Source organism: Jeongeupia naejangsanensis, assembly GCF_016865585.1.
GTDB lineage: Bacteria > Pseudomonadota > Gammaproteobacteria > Burkholderiales > Chitinibacteraceae > Jeongeupia > Jeongeupia naejangsanensis.
Map to the genome: position 1 here is coordinate 1 of NZ_JAESND010000015.1, position 21,630 is coordinate 21,630.

The 21,630-nt window shown below is 62.7% G+C and carries 19 protein-coding genes and 1 tRNA gene; 13 read left to right on the top strand and 7 right to left on the bottom strand.

Annotated elements, in window-relative coordinates; translation table 11 throughout:
* Together JMJ54_RS18365 and JMJ54_RS18370 are read right to left on the bottom strand one after the other, a co-directional pair.
* Positions 1 to 647: carbohydrate-binding protein (locus tag JMJ54_RS18365; protein WP_373310164.1), on the bottom strand; the 647-nt coding region annotated here is incomplete at its 3' end.
* A gap of 427 nt (positions 648 to 1,074) precedes the next feature.
* Entirely contained in the window at positions 1,075 to 1,668 is a 594-nt protein-coding gene (locus JMJ54_RS18370) for a superoxide dismutase (protein WP_203539990.1), read from the bottom strand.
* Positions 1,669 to 1,813: 145 nt separating this feature from the next.
* Here JMJ54_RS18370 and JMJ54_RS18375 point away from each other — a divergent pair, with 145 nt between their 5' ends.
* The 3 genes from JMJ54_RS18375 (at position 1,814) to JMJ54_RS18385 (ending at position 3,902) form a co-directional block, all read left to right on the top strand.
* Positions 1,814 to 2,734, top strand: coding sequence for a CobD/CbiB family protein (locus tag JMJ54_RS18375; protein WP_203539991.1), 921 nt, complete (start codon positions 1,814 to 1,816; stop codon positions 2,732 to 2,734).
* A gap of 189 nt (positions 2,735 to 2,923) precedes the next feature.
* Positions 2,924 to 3,154 (top strand): hypothetical protein, encoded by a 231-nt coding sequence (locus JMJ54_RS18380; protein ID WP_203539992.1) that lies wholly within the window; start codon positions 2,924 to 2,926, stop codon positions 3,152 to 3,154.
* A gap of 97 nt (positions 3,155 to 3,251) precedes the next feature.
* Complete coding sequence (locus tag JMJ54_RS18385; protein WP_203539993.1) at positions 3,252 to 3,902, top strand: fumarylacetoacetate hydrolase family protein; 651 nt, start codon at positions 3,252 to 3,254, stop codon at positions 3,900 to 3,902.
* 20 nt (positions 3,903 to 3,922) lie between these two features.
* On the opposite strand, the gene tsaD is transcribed toward JMJ54_RS18385, so the two are convergent.
* Positions 3,923 to 4,948, bottom strand: coding sequence for a tRNA (adenosine(37)-N6)-threonylcarbamoyltransferase complex transferase subunit TsaD (tsaD, locus tag JMJ54_RS18390; protein WP_203539994.1), 1,026 nt, complete (start codon positions 4,946 to 4,948; stop codon positions 3,923 to 3,925).
* 149 nt (positions 4,949 to 5,097) lie between these two features.
* Between tsaD and rpsU the strand changes: the two genes are divergently transcribed.
* The 8 genes from rpsU to JMJ54_RS18430 all read left to right on the top strand — a co-directional run bounded on the left by rpsU (position 5,098) and on the right by JMJ54_RS18430 (position 11,529).
* On the top strand, positions 5,098 to 5,310 hold the full coding sequence (gene rpsU, locus JMJ54_RS18395) for a 30S ribosomal protein S21 (RefSeq protein WP_070528210.1): 213 nt from the start codon (positions 5,098 to 5,100) through the stop codon (positions 5,308 to 5,310).
* Positions 5,311 to 5,401: 91 nt separating this feature from the next.
* The gene (locus JMJ54_RS18400; RefSeq protein ID WP_203539995.1) at positions 5,402 to 5,842 is read left to right on the top strand and encodes a GatB/YqeY domain-containing protein; all 441 of its coding nucleotides are present in this window, start codon (positions 5,402 to 5,404) and stop codon (positions 5,840 to 5,842) included.
* A 12-nt stretch (positions 5,843 to 5,854) separates the two neighbouring features.
* Positions 5,855 to 7,747: a DNA primase gene (gene dnaG / locus JMJ54_RS18405; protein WP_203539996.1), complete on the top strand. Its 1,893-nt coding sequence runs from the start codon at positions 5,855 to 5,857 to the stop codon at positions 7,745 to 7,747.
* 84 nt (positions 7,748 to 7,831) lie between these two features.
* Entirely contained in the window at positions 7,832 to 9,778 is a 1,947-nt protein-coding gene (rpoD, locus tag JMJ54_RS18410) for an RNA polymerase sigma factor RpoD (RefSeq protein WP_203539997.1), read from the top strand.
* A gap of 20 nt (positions 9,779 to 9,798) precedes the next feature.
* Positions 9,799 to 9,875: transfer RNA gene (locus tag JMJ54_RS18415), tRNA-Ile, on the top strand.
* A 444-nt stretch (positions 9,876 to 10,319) separates the two neighbouring features.
* Complete coding sequence (locus tag JMJ54_RS18420; RefSeq protein ID WP_203539998.1) at positions 10,320 to 10,763, top strand: OmpA family protein; 444 nt, start codon at positions 10,320 to 10,322, stop codon at positions 10,761 to 10,763.
* A 15-nt stretch (positions 10,764 to 10,778) separates the two neighbouring features.
* A complete protein-coding gene (locus JMJ54_RS18425) occupies positions 10,779 to 11,231 on the top strand; it encodes a hypothetical protein (protein WP_203539999.1) in 453 nt (150 codons plus the stop codon).
* A 103-nt stretch (positions 11,232 to 11,334) separates the two neighbouring features.
* The gene (locus JMJ54_RS18430) at positions 11,335 to 11,529 is read left to right on the top strand and encodes a hypothetical protein (protein WP_203540000.1); all 195 of its coding nucleotides are present in this window, start codon (positions 11,335 to 11,337) and stop codon (positions 11,527 to 11,529) included.
* 68 nt (positions 11,530 to 11,597) lie between these two features.
* Here JMJ54_RS18430 and JMJ54_RS18435 read toward each other — a convergent pair whose 3' ends face one another.
* The gene (locus JMJ54_RS18435; RefSeq protein ID WP_239000202.1) at positions 11,598 to 13,172 is read right to left on the bottom strand and encodes a chitinase; all 1,575 of its coding nucleotides are present in this window, start codon (positions 13,170 to 13,172) and stop codon (positions 11,598 to 11,600) included.
* Between the two features lie 70 nt (positions 13,173 to 13,242).
* Positions 13,243 to 15,771 (bottom strand): glycosyl hydrolase family 18 protein, encoded by a 2,529-nt coding sequence (locus JMJ54_RS18440; protein ID WP_203540001.1) that lies wholly within the window; start codon positions 15,769 to 15,771, stop codon positions 13,243 to 13,245.
* 334 nt (positions 15,772 to 16,105) lie between these two features.
* Here JMJ54_RS18440 and earP point away from each other — a divergent pair, with 334 nt between their 5' ends.
* Entirely contained in the window at positions 16,106 to 17,284 is a 1,179-nt protein-coding gene (gene earP, locus JMJ54_RS18445) for an elongation factor P maturation arginine rhamnosyltransferase EarP (protein WP_203540002.1), read from the top strand.
* Between the two features lie 46 nt (positions 17,285 to 17,330).
* Positions 17,331 to 17,897: an elongation factor P gene (gene efp, locus JMJ54_RS18450; RefSeq protein ID WP_203540003.1), complete on the top strand. Its 567-nt coding sequence runs from the start codon at positions 17,331 to 17,333 to the stop codon at positions 17,895 to 17,897.
* A gap of 69 nt (positions 17,898 to 17,966) precedes the next feature.
* Here the strand turns inward: efp and JMJ54_RS18455 are convergent, their stop codons facing one another.
* Both JMJ54_RS18455 and JMJ54_RS18460 read right to left on the bottom strand, forming a co-directional pair.
* Positions 17,967 to 19,058, bottom strand: coding sequence for a M48 family metallopeptidase (locus JMJ54_RS18455; RefSeq protein WP_203540004.1), 1,092 nt, complete (start codon positions 19,056 to 19,058; stop codon positions 17,967 to 17,969).
* 146 nt (positions 19,059 to 19,204) lie between these two features.
* Positions 19,205 to 21,199 (bottom strand): glycosyl hydrolase family 18 protein, encoded by a 1,995-nt coding sequence (locus tag JMJ54_RS18460; protein WP_203540005.1) that lies wholly within the window; start codon positions 21,197 to 21,199, stop codon positions 19,205 to 19,207.
* Positions 21,200 to 21,630 lie beyond the last annotated feature (431 nt).

Genomic DNA, 21,630 nt, shown 5'->3' on the forward strand with positions numbered 1-21,630 from the left:
GTCGGCGTCGGGGTCGGGGTCGGGGTCGGGGTCGGCGGAGTCGGAGTCGGAGTCGGAGTCGGAGTCGGAGTCGGAGTCGGAGTCGGAGTCGGCGTCGGCGTCGGAGTCGGCGTCGGAGTCGGAGTCGGCGTCGGAGTCGGCGTCGGAGTCGGAGTCGGCGTCACGGTGCCTTGCAGTTCCCACGGACCGTACTGGTCAGCGCCCGGTACGTTGTTCTGTGTCCACCACTTGGCCTTGTAGGTTGCGCCGTTGTAGCTCACGCACTGGCCGGCGGTGTAGACACCGCTGCTGGTCCAGGCTGCGCAGCCGCTCGGGGTCGGAGCCGGGGTCGGCGTTACGGTCGGGGTGGGCGTCGGAACCGGGGTCGGCGCAGGGGTCGGCGCCGGCGTCGGTGTGGGGGCCGGGGTCGGCGTACCGGTGCTTGCGCCGGCGAGCTTCCACAGCGTCGGGCTCGAAGCCGGGTTCCAGTTGGCGCCGACATAGGCGGTGTGGGTTACCAGTGCCTGGTAGTCGCTGCCGCTGTACGACACATAGGTGCCGGCGGTATAGGTCTGACCTTCTTGCCAAGCCGGGTAGGCGGCGTAGGCATGCGCGGCGAACAGCGCTGCCGGCAGCACGGCCAGGGCGAAACGATTGTGTTGCGACATTCGAGAGTCTCTCCATCCTATTTGATTCGTCGATTCCACCCGGCGGCTTGATACCACTTGGGTGGGGAATGCCGTGCAATGTCGATAGCACGACAGACGCGTCTGCCAAGCGTTGACTGGCAGCGCCGGCCGATTATGACCGAGGGTTTTTGGATGTCAACGTACTGAAATCAATGGAGAAATGACGTTTGCAATCATGTATTACGAAGAATGTAATATAATGTTGCGCGCCGATTTTCCGGTGGACAGGGTGTGCTCAGGGCGGGGTGACGGAAATACCAGTTGCGGGGAGTATGAAGGGTTGAATTCGGCCGCCGAGTGGTGGAACTCGAATGCGGACGATAAAAAAGGGGGACGGCGTTGGCCGTCCCCCTTTCATGCCTCGGCGCGGAAAAGCGCCGTTGGTAAGCTGCTAGCCGGTAGAAGCTTACGCAGCGAAACGTTGCGCAATTACATCCCAGTCGACCAGCTTCCAGAACGCCTCGAGGTAGTTCGGGCGGCTGTTGCGGTAATCGATGTAGTAGGCGTGTTCCCACACGTCACAGGTCAGCAGTGCGGTATCCGCCGTGGTCAGCGGGGTACCGGCGGCGCCGGTGTTGACGATGTCGACGCTGCCGTCGGCCTTCTTCACCAGCCAGGTCCAGCCCGAGCCGAAGTTGCCGGCAGCCGACGTGTTGAACGCCTTCTTGAATTCGTCGAACGAACCCCACTTGGCGTTGATGGCATCGGCGAGTGCGCCGGCCGGGGCGCGATCCGCGCCAGTCGCGTTCGGCTTGAAGCCGAACCAGAAGAAGGTGTGGTTCCAGATCTGGGCTGCATTGTTGTACAGGCCACCTGCAGGGGCGGTCTTCACGATGTCCTCGAGCGACTTGCTCTCGTTGTCGGTGCCCTTGATCAGGTTGTTCAGATTGGTAATGTAGGTCTGATGATGCTTGCCGTAGTGATACGACAGCGTTTCGGCCGACATGTACGGTGCAAGTGCATCCTGAGCGTAAGGCAGTTCCGGCAGTTTGTGTTCCATGCTTTTCTCTCCAATGGGGTAGGGGTCGGGTCGAGATGGCGGCGGCCGCGGATTTTTCAAGTCCGGCGCCTGCCTTGGGGGCTTGCAGGGCCTGTGGTATCTTGCGCTGGATGTATTGCAGCCCGTCACGACCTAAGCTAGAGCCATGACCATTCTATCCCTGATTCTCGCCCTTGCGCTGGAGCAACTGCGCCCGATCAGCAGTCGCAATCCGCTCTATCTGGCCTTTATCCGCTTCGCCAACCGGCTGGAGCGCGGCCTGAACGCCGGCGAAGTCCGCAGCGGCGTGTATGCATGGGGTCTGGCCGTGTTGCCGGTACTCGCCGTCGTTGTCACCAGTTACTGTTTGCTGTCTCGTGCAAATCCGTTCTTCGGTCTGGTGTTTACGGTATTGATCCTGTACCTGACGATGGGTTTTCGCCAGTTCAGTCATGCGTTTACCGCCGTCTCAAAAGCCTTGCAGGCCGATGATCTTCCTGTGGCGCGGGCGATGCTTGCGGATTGGACCGGCCAGCATACCTCGGAGATGACGCCGGACGAGATATCCAGACTGGCGATCGAACAGGGCCTGATCGATTCCTACCGCTACGTTTTTGCGCCGGTCTTCTGGTTCGCGGTGCTGGCCTGGCTGGTCGGACCGGCCGGTGCGCTGTTGTATCGGGCTGCCAGCCTTTTGGCATCCAAATGGGGCGGGCGGAATGACCCGTTTGGCCGCTGTGCGGAAACGGTGCTGGCTTGGCTGGATTACCTGCCGGTGCGCATGACGGCTGCCGGTTTCGCTGTCATGGGCGATTTCGAGGATGCGGTGTATTGCTGGCGTTCTCAGGCGCGGGCCTGGATCGATCAGGCTCAGGGCATCCTGCTGGCATCCGGCGCCGGGGCAATCGGCATTCGTCTGGGCGATGCACTGCACATGGACCACACGGTCAAGTTCCGCCCGGAGCTGGGTCTCGGTGATCCGGTCAGTCCGGACTACCTTGCCAGCGCGGTCGGCCTGATCTGGCGCTCGATTCTGCTGTGGCTGGTGCTCGTGCTCGGATTGACCGTCGCGATGTGGGTCGCATAACGCTGTCACCAAACGTTCCGCATTCGGATGGGTTCAAATTGATACAGCGATTGTTAGTCGACTTTATTTTTGACTAAGCCTGACATAACCTTGCCGCTACAGGCTTTACGTCAGTAAAAGTCGACCTGCAGGTTTGGCGCCAAATTTTAGTCAGATCGCTGCTTTGAACCCCTCTCGTTGGAGAACACTATGAAAAAGACCCTCGCTACCCTCCTGACCGCAATGTTCGCTTTCGCTTCGGTCGGCGCTTTCGCTGGTGCTGAAGGCCAGGCTGGCCAAGAGCAAGCTGTTGAGTCGGGCAAGGCTCCGGCGACCAACCACGCCAAGAAGACCAAGAAGAAGAAGGCTTCGGCTGCTGCTTCGGGCGCTGCTGAAACCAAGAACAACGCAGAACTGCGCAAGGAAGCTGGCCCGAAGTAATCGGGTTTCGGTTTCTGATCGAAAAAGCGGGCTTCGGCCCGCTTTTTTCATGTCCGGCGATCGCGTATCGTCACTCTCTTCTGCAAAGGAGAGTGCAATGGCGACGGTCAGTCTCAACGATCAATCCTATCGGGTCGGCAACATCTTTTGTGTCGCGCGCAATTACGTCGCGCATGCGAAGGAAATGGGCAGCCAGATACTGGCCGAGCCGGTGGTGTTCCTGAAGCCGACATCGGCGGTGCTGCACGAGGGCGAACCGATCCGTCTGCCCTCCTGGTCGAATGACGTGCATCACGAGGCGGAGCTGGTCGTGCTGATCGGCGAAGGCGGCAGGGATATCCAGACGGCCGATGCGCTCCAGCATGTTGCCGGTTATGCGCTCGGTCTGGATCTGACCGCGCGTGATGTCCAGGCCGAGGCCAAAAAGGCGGGGATGCCGTGGACGCTGGCCAAGGGCTTTGACGGCGCGGCGGTGCTGAGCCGATTCGTGCCGGCCGATGCGTTGCCACAGCCGGGTACGGTCAGCTTTGATTTCTACATCAATGATGAGCGCCGGCAGCATGCCGAAACGCGCGATATGGCGTTCGACGTGGCGACGCTGATTGCGTGGATTTCGAGCCGATTCACCTTGCAGGCCGGCGACCTGATCTACACCGGTACGCCCGAGGGCGTGGGGCCGATCCGTGCCGGCGAGCACTTGCGTCTGGTGCTCGGCGACCTGATCGACGCCCGTTTCGAGGTTGTGTAACTGGTCTGGGGCTGTCGGGGCTAGGCTGCCGGCAGGCTGGCTAGGTCCCAGCGCGGCTTGACGCCGAACTGATAGTCCGCCGCAGCATACTTGAGGCGCATGGCACCGGCGAACGCGATCATTGCACCGTTGTCGGTACACAGTGCCAATGGTGGGTAGAACACCTCGAAGCGCCGACGTTGTGCGGCGTCGTCGAGGCCGGCGCGCAGCTGGCGGTTGGCACCGACGCCGCCGGCGATGACCAGCCGCTTCATGCCGGTCTGCTTCAGTGCGGCAAGACATTTTTTCGTCAGGACCTCGACGATGGCTTCCTGGAAGGCGGCGCAGACATCGGCGCGTGTCGCATTGTCGAGCGTGCCGTCATCCTGCTGCTCCTTCTTCACCAGATTCAGGACCGCAGTTTTCAGGCCGGAAAAGCTGAAGTCCAGATCGCCCGAGTGCAGCATCGGTCGCGGTAGCTTGAAGCGGGTGGCATCACCGGTATCGGCCAGCTTCGAGACTTGGGGGCCGCCGGGGTAGCTGAGACCGAGCAGTTTGGCCGACTTGTCGAACGCTTCGCCGGCGGCGTCGTCGACGGTCTCGCCCAGGAGTTCGTACTGGCCGATGCCACGCACGGCCATCAGCTGGGTGTGGCCGCCCGAGACCAGCAGAGCGATGAACGGAAACTGCGGCGCCGGCTCGGCGAGCAGCGGCGACAGCAGGTGACCTTCGAGGTGATGCACGCCGATCACCGGTTTTTGCAGCGCAAAGCCGAGCGCATTGGCGACCGAGGCGCCGACCAGCAGGGCACCGGCAAGGCCCGGGCCTTCGGTATAGGCGATGGCATCGACGTCGGCGATGGCCTTGCCGGCCTCGGCCAGACAGGCTTCGGTCAGCGGCAGGACGCGGCGGATATGGTCGCGCGATGCCAGCTCGGGAACTACGCCGCCGTATTCGGTGTGCATGGCGATCTGCGAGTGCAGTCGATGCGCCAGCAGACCGGTATCGGTGTCATAGAGGGCAATGCCGGTTTCGTCGCACGACGATTCGATCCCGAGGACGAGCATGGTGGTAGGTGCTTGCTTGAATGGATGGGCGTATCCTACCGGCTTGATTCGCCACAGCAAAGCAGGCGGTTTTGACATCGGCCTTGCGATCTGGAATAATGCGAAACTTTCATCCAAGTGTCCCACACAGATTAACAGGATATCGCTCGATGCCTTCCGTACGTGTTAAAGAGAACGAGCCGTTTGAAGTAGCAATGCGCCGCTTCAAGCGCGCAGTTGAAAAGACCGGCCTGCTGACCGAACTGCGCTCGCGCGAGTTCTACGAAAAGCCGACCGCTGAGCGCAAGCGCAAGCTCGCTGCTGCAGTGAAGCGCCACTACAAGCGCCTGCGCAGCCAAACGCTGCCGCCGAAGCTGTACTAATCGGATTGTGTGTCCGAGCAAAAGGCCGCCATCGAGCGGCCTTTTGGTGTTTTTACCGCGCCTTGCGCGCCCACCCGAAGGAAGTCCGTCGATGAGTCTCAAAGCCCAAATCACGCAAGACATGAAGACCGCGATGAAGGAAAAGCAGGCCACCCGGCTTGGCACGATCCGCTTGCTGTTGGCGGCGATCAAGCAGCGCGAAGTCGACGAACGCATCGAACTCGACGACGCGGCGGTGACGGCCGTGATCGAAAAAATGCTCAAGCAGCGCCGCGACAGCATCGAGCAATACGTTGCCGCTGCCCGCGAGGATCTGGCCGACGTCGAACGCGCCGAAGTCGACGTGCTGAAGGACTACATGCCGCAACAGCTGTCGATCGAAGAGATTGCGGCTGCGGTCGATGCCGCCATCGCTGCGCATGGCACGACGCCGGCAGCAATGGGCAAGATCATGGGCGAACTCAAGGCCAAGCTGGCCGGCGTTGCCGACATGGCCGAGGTCAACAAGCTGGTCAAGGCGCGTCTGGCGTAATCCGGCGCTTCGATGGCCCGCATTCCCGAGTCCTTCATTCAGGACCTGCTCAACCGCGTCGATATCGTCGATGTGGTCGAGCGCTACCTGCCGTTGAAAAAGGCCGGGCAGAACTATCACGCCTGCTGTCCGTTCCACAAAGAGAAAACGCCGTCGTTCACCGTCAGTCAGAGCAAGCAGTTCTATCACTGCTTCGGCTGCGGCGTGCACGGCTCGGCGATCAGCTTCGTCATGGAGTACGAGGCGCTGCCTTTCCCCGATGCGGTAAAGAAGCTCGCCGAATCGGTCGGGCTGACGGTGCCGCAGGAGGCGGGCGGTTTTGCCGAGGCGCCGCGTGCCGAGCCGGGCGTGTTCGACGTGCTCAAGGCGGCGTGCGATTTCTACCGGCAGCAGCTCAAGACCGCGCCGGCGGCGATCGCTTACCTCAAGGGGCGCGGGCTCGATGGCAAGACCGCAGCGCGTTACGGCCTCGGTTATTCGCCCGGCGGCGATGACTGGCAGGCGCTGAAGCAGGTGTTTGCCGATTACGACTGGAACAAGCTGATCGCCGAAGCCGGACTCGTGATCGACAAGGAAGACAGCAAGCGCCGCTATGACCGGTTCCGTGACCGGGTGATGTTTCCGATCCAGAACCAGCGTGGCTCGGTGATCGGTTTCGGTGGCCGGGTCATGGGGCAGGGCGAACCCAAATACCTCAACTCGCCCGAAACGCCGGTGTTCGAAAAGGGGCGCGAGCTCTACGGTCTGTCGCAAGCGCGCGGCGCGATCCGCGATACCAATCGGGTGCTGGTGGTCGAGGGCTATATGGACGTCGTGATGCTCGCGCAGCACGGTGTCGAGTATGCGGTCGCGACGCTGGGTACCGCGTGCACGCCCGAGCATGTGAAGAAATTGCTCAAGCTCGCCGACGATGTGGTGTTCTGCTTCGACGGCGACCGGGCAGGACGCAAGGCGGCGTGGCGCGCACTCGAGAACAGCCTTGAATTGGTCGCCGACGGCAAGAAACTGACCTTTCTGTTCCTGCCGGCCGAGCACGATCCGGACTCCTATGTGCGTGAGTTCGGTCGCGAGGCGTTCGAGGCACGGTTGCTGCAGGATGCGGTGCCGCTGGCCCAGTTTTTGTTGCGTGAGCTTTCGTCGCAGGTCGAACTTGAAAGCGAGGAAGGCCGGGCGCGGATGATCCATCTGGCCAAGCCGCACCTCGCCAAGGTCAGGGCGCCGGCGTTTGCGCTGATGCTGAAAAAACGTCTGGCGGAGCTGTGCCGACTGGAAATGGGCGAGCTTGACCTCATCTTGGGTGGTGAGGCTGCCGCACCGCAGCTTGTGGTTCAGCAGGAGTATCCGCAAGGCGCTGAACGAGCGCCTTTCGAAGGAGCCCGGCAGTGGCAGGGTGACGATGGCGGGCGTTGGCGTGGTCGAGGCAAGGGACGCTGGGGCGACAAGCGCGACCGGCCGCTCGCGCCGCTACCGCGCCCCAAGTCGCAACGGGATCCATTGGTCCGGTTGTTGCAGTTGGTGCTGACCGAACCTTCGCTGGCCGTGGTTGCCGAAGCTGTATGGCAAGCGTGGCCGCGAGAGGGGCGGGCGGCGATGGTGGTGGACGTGCTCGATGCGGCGCGTACGCATCCGCAATTCGAGCGCGGTTCGCAATTGCTCGAGTTGTGGCGCAACGAGCCGGCTTATACCGAGCTGGCGCGCGCGCTGACACAGGGCGCGGCGGAGTTCGAACGCATGGCGCCGGAGGAGCGCGCGGTCGAGTTTTCGGCAGTATTGGCAATGGCGGCGCAGGCGCTGGCACGGCCGGCTACACTGGATCGGCGGTCCGAACTGGAGTACCGCGCGGCCCATGGTGGCCTGACCGAAGTCGAGAAGCAGGAATACCTGGCATTGCTGGCATCTCGGTAGTGATGCCAGCCTCGACGCGGCTACGGGGCTGTTTTATCTGATATAATCCTCGGTTTTTCCGAATCTTTCCGAGTCCAACGAGTCATGGCGGCTGATCAAGAATTTGACAAAGAAGACCTCGAACGCAAGCAATCCGGCGGTGCGAACGATGACGCTTCCGATATGCTCGACCCCGAAGTTCGCAAGGCGAAGTTCAAGTCGCTGATCGTTCAGGGCAAGGAGCGCGGCTACCTCACGTACGCCGAGATCAATGACCACCTGCCTGAAGACATGCTCGACGCCGAGCAGATCGAAGGCGTGATCAGCATGATCACCAATATGGGCATCCAGGTCTACGACGAGGCACCCGATGCCGAAGACCTGCTGATGTCCGATGCGCCGGCAGCCGTTGCCGACGACGACGCCGCCGAAGAGGCGGAAGCCGCGCTGTCGTCGGTGGATGCCGAATTCGGCCGTACCACCGACCCGGTGCGGATGTACATGCGTGAAATGGGCACGGTCGAACTCCTGACCCGCGAAGGCGAAATCGAAATCGCCAAGCGGATCGAGGAAGGCCTCAAGCACATGATCACGGCGATTTCGGCGTGCCCGACGACGATCGAGACCATTCTCGATCTGGTCGAAAAGGGCCTGAACGACGAAATCCGCATCGACGACGTCATCGACGGCTTTATCGATCCGAACGCGGTCGAGGAAGAAGCGCAACCCGAACCGCCGGTCACCGACGACGAATCCAGCGAGGATGACGAAGACGGCGACGAGGAAGAGGACGACGGTGGCGCCAGCGCCGCGGCGGCCAACCTCGAGCTGCTGAAGACGCAGGCACGCGAACATTTCGACATGATTCGCGGCCACTACGAGAAGATGCTCAAGGCGCTGGCCAAGGACGGCCCGCACGGCAAGGCCTATCTCGAACAGCAGCAACAGATCGCCGAAGCCTTCCAGGTCATCCGTTTCTCGGCCCGTCAGACCGAAAACCTGTGTGATCAGGTTCGCACCATGGTCGACGAGATCCGCAGCCACGAGCGCGAGATCATGGACCTGTGCATCCAGCGCGTCCGCATGCCGCGTGACTACTTCATCAAGAACTTCCCGGGCCGCGAAACTGATCCGTCGTGGGTGCTTGAAGAGCTGGCCGCGAACAAGCCGTACGGCGAAATCCTGACGCGCTATCAGCATGCGATCATGGAAAAGCAGGAGAAGCTCGGCGAGCTGCAGACCCGTGCGATGCTGCCGATCAAGGACCTGAAGGAAATCAACCGTCAGATGTCGACGGGTGAAGCGAAGGCACGTCGCGCCAAGCGCGAAATGATCGAGGCCAACCTGCGTCTGGTGATCTCGATCGCGAAGAAGTACACCAACCGCGGCCTGCAGTTCCTCGACCTGATCCAGGAAGGCAACATCGGCCTGATGAAGGCTGTGGACAAGTTCGAATACCGTCGCGGCTACAAGTTCTCGACCTATGCGACCTGGTGGATCCGTCAGGCGATCACGCGTTCGATCGCCGACCAGGCGCGGACGATCCGGATTCCGGTTCACATGATCGAAACGATCAACAAGATGAACCGGATCCAGCGGCAGATCCTGCAGGAAACCGGCATCGAACCGACGCCGGAAGAGCTGTCGGAAAAGATGGAGATGCCGGAGGACAAGATCCGCAAGATCCTCAAGATCGCCAAGGAACCGATCTCGATGGAAACGCCGATCGGTGACGACGACGATTCGCATCTGGGCGACTTCATCGAGGACTCGGTGACCGTAGCGCCGGCCGAAGCGGCGGTTTACGCCGGCCTGCGCGAAGCGACCAAGGAAATCCTCGACACGTTGACGCCGCGCGAGGCCAAGGTGCTGCGGATGCGTTTCGGTATCGACATGAATACCGATCACACGCTGGAAGAAGTCGGCAAGCAGTTCGACGTGACGCGTGAGCGGATTCGCCAGATCGAAGCGAAGGCTCTGCGCAAGCTGCGTCACCCGACCCGTTCGGAACGCCTGAAGAGCTTCCTTGAAAGTTTGGGCAACGACCAATAAGATAGGCCCCCTAGCTATTCGGGCCTTTAGCTCAGTCGGTTAGAGCAGAGGACTCATAATCCTTTGGTCGTGGGTTCGAGCCCCACAGGGCCCACCATGAATAAAAAAGGCGTTACGCAATGCGTAACGCCTTTTTTATTGCGCGGCAACTTGGGCCGATCTGTCGAAGATGGGCTGCAATCCCCAAGTTTTGTCTGCCTTGGTGCCGATAACGTCCGGATGGGGGTACGTGTCTCGCAGTACATCGCTGCTCAAGCAATGCGCACCAGATTGCCGAACTGAAGCCGGCCCGGGTGTCGGCATCGGGTACTCACCCTCGCGAGCAAGGCCGAGCGATGGCTGGCGTTGGCTAGCGATGTGGAATGATCAGATTCCGGTCAGTACTTCATGTGTTTGCAGTGAACTTTTTCTGAATTTATCAGACAGATAACCTCTGATTTTATTGACACGATATCAACGGAAAATCGTTGGTAGATGCGGTCTTGGGTCAGGTTGTGTTTCGGCGCCTGCCGATCCGTTCCGATACCAGCTTGGAGGTTACATGTTCCGTTTTGCCGTCCTGATGACTGCAGTGTTCTTGTCCGCGTGTGCTCAGAATCCCGCGCCCAATGGCGATGCGCCACGGCAGGGGCAGCCCGCCGCTGCGACGAACAAGGCTTCGGCCGAGGCAACGAAGGCAGGCGCGGCGGTTGCGCCGGCAGCCGACCCGTCGCTGCTCCGCTTCGACGCCAAGAGCGTCAAGCTTGATGACGCCGCACAGGCGCAACTGCAGCAGTTGCTCGAGCCTGCGCGCGGGGCCAAGCAGATCGTGATCACCGGCTATTGCGACCGCAAGGAAATCGGCAACGCCAAGGGTGCGGCGATCGCCAGGGCGAACGCGGTGAAGTCGGCCCTGGTGAAGCAGGGCGTGGCAGCGAAGAAGATCCGCGTCAAATATACGACCGACGAGCCGCTGCACGCTGCCAAGGTCGATTTCACGAGCTGAGGCTGGGTTACGGCGATGGGCAAGTACATCCGCAAGGCCGAGCGCCTGGCGCAGATGAGCCCGGACGAGCGCGAGGCGTTCGAGCTGGCGAATCAGGGCATCCGCCTTGGTGCCGAAGGCCGCCACGCCGAAAGCGTCGAGCAATGGCAGCTGGCGGCGCAGATCGCCGCGCGGTCGCTGCCCGAGGAGCCGATCCGTTTCTGGATCGACGGCGGGCTGGCGGCGGCCTTGTACGAGGTCGGGCGCTATCGCGAGAGCATCGTCGCGGCCGAACGCGCCCGGCCGTTCTGCCTGTCGCTGCCGCAACCGTCGGCGACGCTGTCGCTGGCGCGCTCGTGGCTGGCGCTCGGCGAAGCCGCATCGGCCAGACCTTATCTGCAGGCGCTTCGGGACATGATCGGTGACGACGACCTCGCGTCATACGATCCGGCACTTTACGCACAGCTGAAGGGCGTACTGGACGGCTGACGAACTGCCGGTTTCCGGACGGGTTGGGGTTCCTACCTATAGTCTGTCCTGTGTCAAATATGTTGCTATTGGCAACCTTGACGACGACAGGTTTGACCGACCGATGAATCCGACCGATTCGAAACCGCATGCCCGCCCGCTCGGCTGCGTGTGCAAGACCGGCGACCTCTGCCCGCAGGGCGGGCTGTGGAAGTGCCTGACGACCAAGCCGCAGGCGATCGTGCTGCAACGGAACGAGCGCTTTCCCGACGTCGTCGGCCGCGAGGCATTCTGGTATCTGGCCGGCTACATCAGCTGAGCGCAGACAAAAAAGGGCCGGCTTGAGGCCGGCCCCGGATGCGGCGCAACGATCGCGCCGTTCAGTCCTTACTGCGGGAACGCGTTGAAGTAGGCGCGGTGCTGGGTCGAGAATTCAAAGTTGTTGAACTTGTCCCAGTTGACCGACCACGTCATCAGCCCGCGCAGTCCCGGATAGGCTGCCGACGGCTTGTAGTTGCCGCAACCGGCCGCCTTCATCAGGCAGTTCAGTGCGCTCTGCACATCGGCCACGCTGGTGAAGCCGCCGCCGGCATTGCCGTTGGCCGGCAGGCCGATCGCGATCTGCTCCGGTCGCAGCGCCGGGAACTGGAAGTTTGTCCCTGCGACCTTGAAGCCCTTGAGCAGCATGTCGGTCATCGCCACGTGGAAGTCGGCGTTGCCCATCGTGTGGTACTGGTTGTCGAGGCCGGTGATCGGGCCCGAGTTGTAGTCCTGCACGTGCAGCAGCGTCAGATCGTTGCGCAGCGCGTAGATCACCGGCAGGTAGGCACCGGCGCGGGTGTCGCAACCCGAGCAGTTGCCGCCGTAGAAGGCGTAACCGAGCTGGACGAAGAACGTTTCCGGCGCCATGGTCAGCGTGAACTTGCTGCCGTACTTGGCCTTGAGCTGCTTGAGCGCACTGATCAGGTTGACGATGACCGGCGTGGTCGGATTGGCGACATCGTTGTCACCGGCGTTCAGCTGCAGCGAGTGGCCTTCGAAGTCTACGTCCAGACCGTCCAGACCGTACTTGTCGATGATGGCTGCGACCGATGCAACGAAAGCGTCGCGTGCCGCCGGGGTTTCCAGCCGGACTTGTCCGTTGGCGCCACCGATCGAGATCTGCACCTTCTTGCCTTGTGCCTGCTTGGCCTTGATTGCGGCGATGAAGTCGGCTTCGGATTCGACGTTCGGGCACTCGGCCACCGAGCACAGCTTGAATGCAACCTGGCCGCTGGTCGACGAGGTCGGCTCGGCGAACGACAGGTTGATCACGTCCCATTTGTCCGAGACGTCCGCCATGCGGATGTAGCCCGAACCGTTGGCGAAGCTGGCGTGCAGGTAGCCGACCAGCACGTGCTTCGGCAGGCCGTCTGTGCCCGGGATCGGCGTCGGCGTCGGCGTCGGAGTGACCGGGCCGCAGGCGCCGAGGTCGTTCCATGCCTTGCCGTCGCCGGTGTTGCTTGACGGCACATCACCCTGCGTCCACCACTTGGCCGAATAGGTGCGGCCGTTGTAGCTGACCGTCGCACTGCCGTTGTATGCGGTGCTGCTGTTCCAGGCTGCCGCCGCGCAACTGCCCGATGGCGTCGGAGCGGGTGTCGGCGTTGGGGTAGGTGTCGGCGTGGGCGTGGGCGTGGGCGTGGGTGTCGGGGTGGGAGCCGGTGTTGGCGTCGGGGTCGGCGTCGTGCCGGTGGTGACACCGAGATCCTTCCACAGTGTCGGTGTCGACGACGGTGTCCAGCCGGCGCCGGTGTAGGCGGTATGCGTCACCAGGGCCTGGTAGTCGTGACCGGCGTAGCTGACGGTCGTGCCGGCGGTGTAGGTGCTGCCTTCCTGCCAGGCGGGCGCGGCGTGGGCGGCCATGACGCCGGCGGCGAAGACGACGCCTGCGAGCAGGCGGGTCAGGAGTTTCGATTGCATGGTGGTATTCCTGTTTTTGAACGAACAAAAGCACCCCGGCGTGAACCGGGGTGCGAGCGGGTGAAGCGGATTACTTGATGGACTTGATCAGGTCCTGGCACTCGGCCGCGGTCACGTTCTCGCCGCACGTGGCGATCTGGTTCTGCGGCTTGCCGTCAGCGGTGTCGGTGACGAGCGTGTTGCCGAGCACGTGGTTGACGGCGTTGAGGTTGTAGCCGTTGTCCTGCTCGATCTGCCAGAAGAACACCCCGCCCAGGCCCTTGTCCTTCGCGTATTGCGCCTTCAGGCCGGCGGTACGCGGGGTTTCGAGCGAGATGTACGACCAGCCGCTGGCCCCGACCGGGTTCACCGCGTAGTCGGCGTTGGACGCCTTGTCGGTGTACAGGTGGTAGCCGTTGCGCGGTTTCAGGTCACGGTCGAAGTAGTTCTGGTACAGGTCGTAGCCTTCGACCACACCGGCTTCCCAGCTGCCGACGCCGGCGATGCCGGTAATGAAGGCGGCACCGGTCCAGTTCGGATCGCCGAAGCTCGAATTGCCCTTCAGGCCGTTGGTGTACTCGGTGATGTCGCCCGGCAGGATGGCTTTCGAGCGGTGGTAGTTGGCCACGCCGATCATCATCTTGTTGAACGGCACCCCGTACTGGCGGTTCAGGTACTCGATCATCCAGCTGGCCGACGAGCCGGTGGACGAGCCGTTGGCGTTCGGGTTGACGTTCAGCGGGGTGTGGTGGCTGATGTTGCGCTCCCATGCCCCGGTCAGGTCATAGGTCATCACGTACAGCCGGTCGAGATACTGGTTGATCTCGGTCCACGCCAGTTTGTCGATCTTGCCCTGGGTGGCCGGGATCGCCGACGACAGGCGGTACTTCTTGCCGGTCTTCACGGTGAGCCAGTCCATCGCCGCGCGCAGGTCTTTCAAGAGCTGCAGGTAGTTCTGCGGATCGTCCGCGCGTGCCATGCCCGGCACCGCACCGTCGCTGGCCGGGTATTCCCAGTCGATGTCGATGCCGTCGAAGTCGTAGCGCTCGAGGAAGGCAACGATCGAGTCGACGAAGACCTTGCGGCGGGTCGGGTCGGACGCCATCCACGGGAAGCCTTCCGACAGTGTCCAGCCGCCGACCGACAGGTCGAGCTTCAGGTTCGGATTGGTCTTGCGGAGGTTGTACAGCACGCCGAACACGCCGCCGACGTCGTCCTTGCCGATCTCGTACATGCCTTCGGTGCCGGAAATCTTCGCGACCTGGCCGCCCGGCTGGTTGCGCAGGAACGCGGCTTCGTAGTCGGCCATCGCCATCGCGCCGTCCGGCAGCTTGGTCGTGCCAAGGCCGCAGGTGCGGTTGACCGCCGCCGGTGCCGTGGTCGGGAAGCCCGGATCCTGGGTGTTCTTCGCGGCCGGGAAGCAGATGCCGGCGAAGCCGTAAACCAGACGGTCGAGGTTCTGCACCGGCAGCTTCGAGAAGTCGAAGCGGCGGCCGTAGATCGCCCAGTCACCCAGATACGCCACGCGCTCCTGACCGGCCTGCGTGCTGTAGACGTTGTGCTGCAGCGGCAGGCTGCCCGGGGCCAGCTTGGCCACGCGTGCGCCGGTGTCCGAGTCGAAGCCCGGATGGTTGCCGCCCGGATCGGTGGCCGGGTTGATGCCGCCACGCGTGCCGGCCGGTGCGGTCGAGGCGGTATTGGCGATGCGGGCTGCGCCGATTGCGCCGGCAGCCTTGACCACACCCGAGTTCGGGTTGCCGGTGACCGGCACGGCGGTGCCGTAGTTGATGTTGTTCGGTACGGTCACCGGGCACAGGTCGCCCTTCGGCACGCCGACCAGCTTCCACTGGTTGGTGTAAACGGTGCTGTCCGGCGGAATGGCGTAGGTATCGACCAGCGCTTCGTACGCAGCGCCCTTGTAGCCGACGACCTTGCCCTTCGGATAGATCTTGGTCGCAACCCAGTCCGGCGCGCAGAACGGCGCGGTCGGTGCCGGTGTCGGGGTCGGGCCGCCCGGGGTGGGGGCCGGAGTGGCGCAGACGCTGTCCGGTTGCCACAGCGAGGCGACGTTCGCCGGTTCCCAGCCCGCTTGCGTGGTGTGGGTCACCAAGGCCTTGTAGCTGTTGCCGTTGTACAGCACCGACTGGCCGGCGCTGACCGAGAGTCCGGCTTTCCAGACCGGGCAGCCCGACGGTGCAGGTGTCGGAACGGGGGTCGGTGCCGGTGTGGGGGCTGGCGTCGGTGCAGGGGTCGGCACCGGGCTTGGTTTGGGGGTTGGCGCTGGGGTCGGTGCCGGCGTGGGGACAGGGGTCGGTACCGGAGTAGGTGCGGGCGTCGGGGCAGGCGTTGGCGCCGGGGTGGGGGATGGCGTCGGTGTACCGCCGGTCACGCCGAGATCCTTCCACAGCGTCGGGGTCGAGGCCGGATTCCAGCCCGCACCGGTGTAGGCGGTATGGGTGACCAGTGCCTGATAGTCATGGCCGTTGTAGCTCACGGTGGTGCCGGCGGTATACGTATTGCCTTCCTGCCAGGCTGGTGCCGCATGGGCGATCATGACGCCGGCAGCCATCAGCAAAGCCGCGCAAAGCCGGGCGGCTCTGGCATGTTGTTTTTTGTTCATCGTGCTCCGTCCTACTCGTTGTTAGTTGAATGGTTTCACTTAGCGAATCAGTTTCGCGAAATGAACCTTCATTTTTTCTGTCTATCTGCTGCGCCTCAATGCCTTGCACACCCCGAATGTCACGTAGAAACAACCGGTTATCCAGTTGCACCCGAACGCGGGCGCACACCCGGTGCAACCGCTGGCCGGCAGGCCGTGCAAACCGCGGAGGCATCGGGACGGATGCGGTAAAATCCGCCCCGATACCATTTCAAGGACCGGCCGCCGAACGGTCAGAACCGATCGACGACCCGTACGTCTACCCAATGTATTTCTTCATTTCCGGCCGATTGCCATGGACCGCCAAGCCGTGCTCGAACGACAGCCTCAGGGGCGTGATGTGATCGCGCGCCGCTGGGATGTCTTCTGCAAAGTGGTCGACAACTTTGGCGATATCGGCGTGTGCTGGCGGCTGGCCCGGCAGCTGCACGACGAGTTCGGTCTTCACGTCGTGCTGTGGCTGGACGATCCGGCCAGCCTGGCCCGCATGTGCCCCGATGCGTCGGCGCATGCGCGCACGCAATGGCTGGACGGCGTGACCGTCGAGCGCTGGGACGAGACCACCGTGGTCGACGAGTTGGGCGAAGTGGTCATCGAGGCCTTCGCCTGCTCGGTGCCGGCATCGGTCGTTTCGCTGATGCGCGCGCAGCAGCCTGGTCAGTCGGTCTGGCTGAATCTGGAATACCTGTCGGCCGAGCCCTGGGTGGCCGGCTGTCACGAACTGGCCAGCCCGCAGGGACATGGCCTGCAGAAATTCTTCTTTTTCCCGGGCTTTACCGGTGCAACCGGTGGCCTGATCGCCGAACGCGAGATGCGTGCCGCCCGGGCGGGCTGGGGCGACCACGCGCGTGCGCATTTTCTCGGCGCACTGGGCATCCAGCCGCGCGCCGGTGCGCTGCTGACGTCGTTGTTCGCTTACGAGAACGAGGCGCTGCCCGGATTGCTTGATGCCTGGGCCGCCGGCGCTGCACCGGTGCATTGTCTGGTGCCCGAAGGCCGCATCCTGCCGCAGTTGCAGGCGTGGCTCGGCGAGCCGGTGACGGCTGGAGCGACACGAGAGCGTGGCGCGCTGACGATCAGCGTGATGCCCTTCATCAGCCAGACCGATTACGACCGTTTGCTGTGGAGCTGCGATCTCAATTTCGTCCGCGGCGAGGACAGTTTCGTGCGTGCGCAGTGGGCGCGGATGCCGCTGGTCTGGCAGATCTATCGCCAGGAGGAAGAAGCGCATCTCGAGAAGCTCGACGCCTGGCTGGCGCTGTATCTGGCCGAGCTGCCGGCCGGGACGCGGGCGGCGGCGGCGGCGTTTGTCCGGGCCTGGAATCTCGAGAAAGGTGCCGGCACGGCATGGCCGGCATTTGCCGCCGTGCTGCCGCAGCTGCGTGACTACGCCGGTATCTGGGCCGAACGTCTGCTCGCCAACGGCAATTTGGCCGACAATCTGGTCAACTTCACGCAGGGCAAGCTAAAATAGCGAGTTATTTCAAACTCCAACCGCCTTTGCTGTTCAGGAATCCTGCATGAAAACCGCACAAGAAGTCCGTCCCGGCAACGTGATCATGGTCGACGGCCAGCCGCTCGTCGTTCAAAAAGCCGAATACAACAAGTCCGGCCGCAACTCCGCGGTCGTGAAGATGAAGATGAAGAACCTGCTGTCCGACGGCGCGTCGGAAGCGGTGTACAAGGCCGACGACAAGTTCGACGTCGTTGTGCTCGACAAGAAGGAATGCACCTATTCCTACTTCGCCGATCCGATGTACGTGTTCATGGACAGCGAGTTCAACCAGTACGAAGTCGAAGCCGAGAACGTCGGCGAAGCCGTCAACTTCATCGTCGACGGTATGGAAGACCTCTGTGAAGTGACCTTCTACGAAGGCAAGGCCATCTCGGTCGAACTGCCGACGACCATCGTTCGCGAAATCGAATACACCGAGCCGGCCGTCCGTGGCGACACTTCGGGCAAGGTCATGAAGCCGGGCAAGCTGAAGGGTTCGGGCTACGAACTGCCGGTCGCGGCCTTCATCGAAATCGGTGACCGCATCGAAATCGACACCCGCACCTACGAGTTCAAGAAGCGCGCTGCCTAAGCGGCTTTGTGCTCACGACAAAACGGCCACCTTCGGGTGGCCGTTTTGCTTGCGAGGCCCGCTTCGGGGCTATTCCTTCGCCGAAGGCTGGCGGGCGGCGATTTCCTTCTGGATTGCCTCGAGCGCCGCACGGGCTTCGTCGGCCTGTTTTTCGGCGTGGGCCAGATCGGTTGCCGCGTCGTTTTCCACCGTGGTGACCACATGTTCGGCTGCCGCGGCTTCATCGGTACCGAGCTCCTCGTGCGACAGCCCGAGCGAACGCTCGGCCGCGCGTTGCTTGTACTGCTGGTAGGACGGCAGGGCGATGGCGGCCATGACGCCGATCATTGCGACCAGAATCAGCGAACCGGCGGCGCCGGTGCCGGCGTTGGGTACGAACAGCGCCAGCACGAAGGCCAGCGGGTTGCGGCCCGGCATGGCCGGTTCGCGCCCGGCCGACAGCTCCTGCACCGCGAACATGCGCTTGGTCAGCCACGGATAGCTCGATACCAGTTCGTGGAACGACATCCAGAAGCCGCGTGACCAGTCGATCTGGCTGCTGTAGCGCTGGACGTCGACCTTCCGGTAGCTGCCACCGGCTGCGAGCGTGGCGATCGCACGCTGGGCGTCGAGCGGATTGTCGCAGCAGGCGAGACCGTGGCGGTCGCAGGTGTACTCCTGCGCGCGGCGGTAAGCCGCGCCGAGGAACGGCAGCCAGCTGACGATCATCAGGAACGGCGACCAGTTCAGGTGATTGCGGCGCAGGTGGCCGAGTTCGTGGCCGATGTAGAAATCGATCGCCTCCGGATGGTCTTCGAGTGCGTCGAGGACCGATGAAAACAGCACGATATAGCGGCGGCCGAGGAATTTGGTGGCCAGGGCATTGAGCATGCCGTCGGCCTGCAATACGAAGGCGTCGGGCACATCGCGGATCTCCAGCTTGCGAGCACAGTGCTGGATGCGCTGATGCAGCTGCGGCAGCTGTTCGGCGGTGACGTGGACCGCCGTACCGCGCAGGTAGGAAATGAATGCCGACTGCGTGAGGAGGTACACCAGAAAACCCATCAGCACGTACAGCAGTGCGATGCCCAGCGTGCCGACAATCAGTGCGAACCAGACCAGGCCCGCCAGCACCACCATGATCGCGAACAGCGATTTCTCTTTTGCGTAAACCAGTTCCATCATCCGCCCCGTCGTTCGGTCAAAACCCCATGGTGGCGAAACATTTCTTCAATAGAAAGTAATTTGGCAGTCGGTGTTGGAAACTTCGCAGCCATAAAAAAGCCCCGGCCGAGACCGGGGCTATCAATGATGGAGGTCCTACACGCTTACGGATTGATCTTGGCCATGGCCTTGGTCAGCGTCGCGTTGGCGTCGTCACCGTCAAGCGACCAGCTGAACAGACCGCCCAGGCCATTGGCCTTGACGTAGTCGGCCTTGGTGGCGATGACCGACGAATCGTCGTAGCTGTAGAACGTGTCGCTGTCGAACTTCCACAGCTGCTTGGTCACCGGGTGGACATAGGTCTGGCCCGGCGCGTTCACCAGCAGGCGATAGTCCTGATAGCCCGGCTCGTCGCACGGCGTGGTGTAGCACTTGCCGGCCTTGGTGCCTTGCTGATACAGGCCGTTGCCGTTCGGGCCCGCTGCCACACCGCTCCAGCCGCGACCATAGTACGGAATGCCGACGTTGAGCTTGTTGGCCGGCATGCCGTTCTGGATCAGGTACTTGATCGCATAGTCGGTGTTGTAATACTGCGCCGGCGTACCCGCGTACGGATCGGCCGGATCGGCGAACAGGTTCGAGTGGAAGGTCGCTGCGCCCGGCAGTTCCCACGAGCCGTGATAGTCGTAGTTCATCACGTTGACCCAGTCGAGGTACTGGCTGTACTTGGCCGGCTCGGTATTGTCGATCTTGTCCTTGCCTGCGCCAATGGCGGCGGTCAGTACGTAACGCTTGCCGTTGGTGGTGCCGATCGCGTCGAGCTGGCTGCGGAACTCGGCCATCAGCAAGGTGAAGTTCTGCTTGTCGGCCGCGTTGCTGGTGTTGTACGGCTGACCGCCACCGCCCGGGTATTCCCAGTCGATATCGATACCGTCGAAGATGCCTGCAGCTGCACCAGCGCCACCAGCCGGGTCGCCGCCGGACTTCTTCAGGTTGCCCTTGATGTAGACGTCGATGCACGAGCTCACCAGTGCCTTGCGGCCGGCGTCGGTCGCGGCTGCTGCCGAGAACCACTTGGACCAGGTCCAGCCGCCCAGCGAGATCACCACCTTCAGGTTCGGGTACTTGGCCTTCAGCTGCTTGAGCTGGTTGAAGTTGCCCTTGAGCTTGTTTTCCCAGACGTCGGCAACGCCGCTGACCGACTGGTTGGCCGCGTAATCCATCTGGTAGTCGGCCCAGGCGTCGCCGCCGGTGCCGGCATCCGACGCGTTCGGGTTGGTTGCACCCGGTTCGGCCTTGTTGATGCCGCTGTCGCACTTGTAGGTGCCGTCGGCCTGCTTGTAGATGTTGCCGAACGAGTAGTTGATGAAGTCGAGCTTGGCAGCAGCACCGCTGGTGTCGATTTCCTTCACGAAGTAGGCACGGTCATACACGCCCCACTGGGTGAAGTACGAACCGGTCATCTTCTTGCCAGACGGTGTCGGAGCGGGTGTCGGAGCGGGTGTCGGAGCGGGCGTCGGAGCGGGCGTCGGAGCGGGCGTCGGAGCCGGTGTCGGGACAGGCGTCGGAGCGGGCGTCGGAGCGGGCGTCGGAGCGGGCGTCGGAGCCGGTGTCGGAGCCGGTGTCGGCGTCGCGCCGCATGCACCGAGGTCCGTCCAGGGCTGGCCATCACCGGCGCTGGTCGACGGCACGTTGCCCTGCGTCCACCACTTGGCCTGGTAGTTGCGGCCGTTGTAGGTCACCTTGGCGCCGCCGTTGTAGGCGGTGCTGCTCGACCAGGCTGCAAAGCACGCACCTGACGGCGTCGGAGCGGGCGTAGGAGCCGGCGTAGGTGCTGGGGTCGGCGCAGGCGTCGGTGCCGGAGTGGGGGCAGCGGTCGGTGTCGGTGCCGGGGTCGGTGCAGCAGTCGGGGTGGGGCTCGGCGTGCCGGTGCTGGCGCCGATCAGTTTCCACAGCGTCGGGCTCGAGGCCGGATTCCAGTTGGCGCCGACGTAGGCGGTGTGGGTGACCAGCGCCTGATAGTCATTCCCGCTGTAGGACACATAGGTGCCGGCGGTATAGGTCTGGCCTTCCTGCCATGCGGGGTAGGCAGCAAAAGCCTGTACGGCAAACAAGGCAGCAGGTAGCGCAGCCAAGGCAAAACGACGGTGGTGCAACATTGCTTCAATCTCCTTCCAGGGAATGGAAACCGGGTGGATGTGTATTGGTCTTATCCCGGTGCGTTGTCGCCATCACGGGCAACAGTCGAGCATTAGCTTCGATGCGGCGACCCGGCGTCAATCTGGGGGCAGGAGGAGGGAAGTGCGTGAATGTTGCGATGCGGTAATCGTGGTGCAGCGAAACTACTTTTTTCTGCGCGAATGAAATCCGGTTTCTTTTTTGAAAACAGCGGTGTATCCAAAAGAGGTTCGCGAAAAAAATGTAGTCAAACCGGGGAACTTTTTCGGATTTTATAGTGCTTGCTACGGTTGACAGCCATTGGTCGTGGACTAGTGGCCGGGCGATCGTCGTGCCGATGACGCATTGCCGGAGTCGCTGGCGACGGCCGGATCAGCCGCGGATTGTGCCGAGGTGGTGCGGCTTGCGTTCC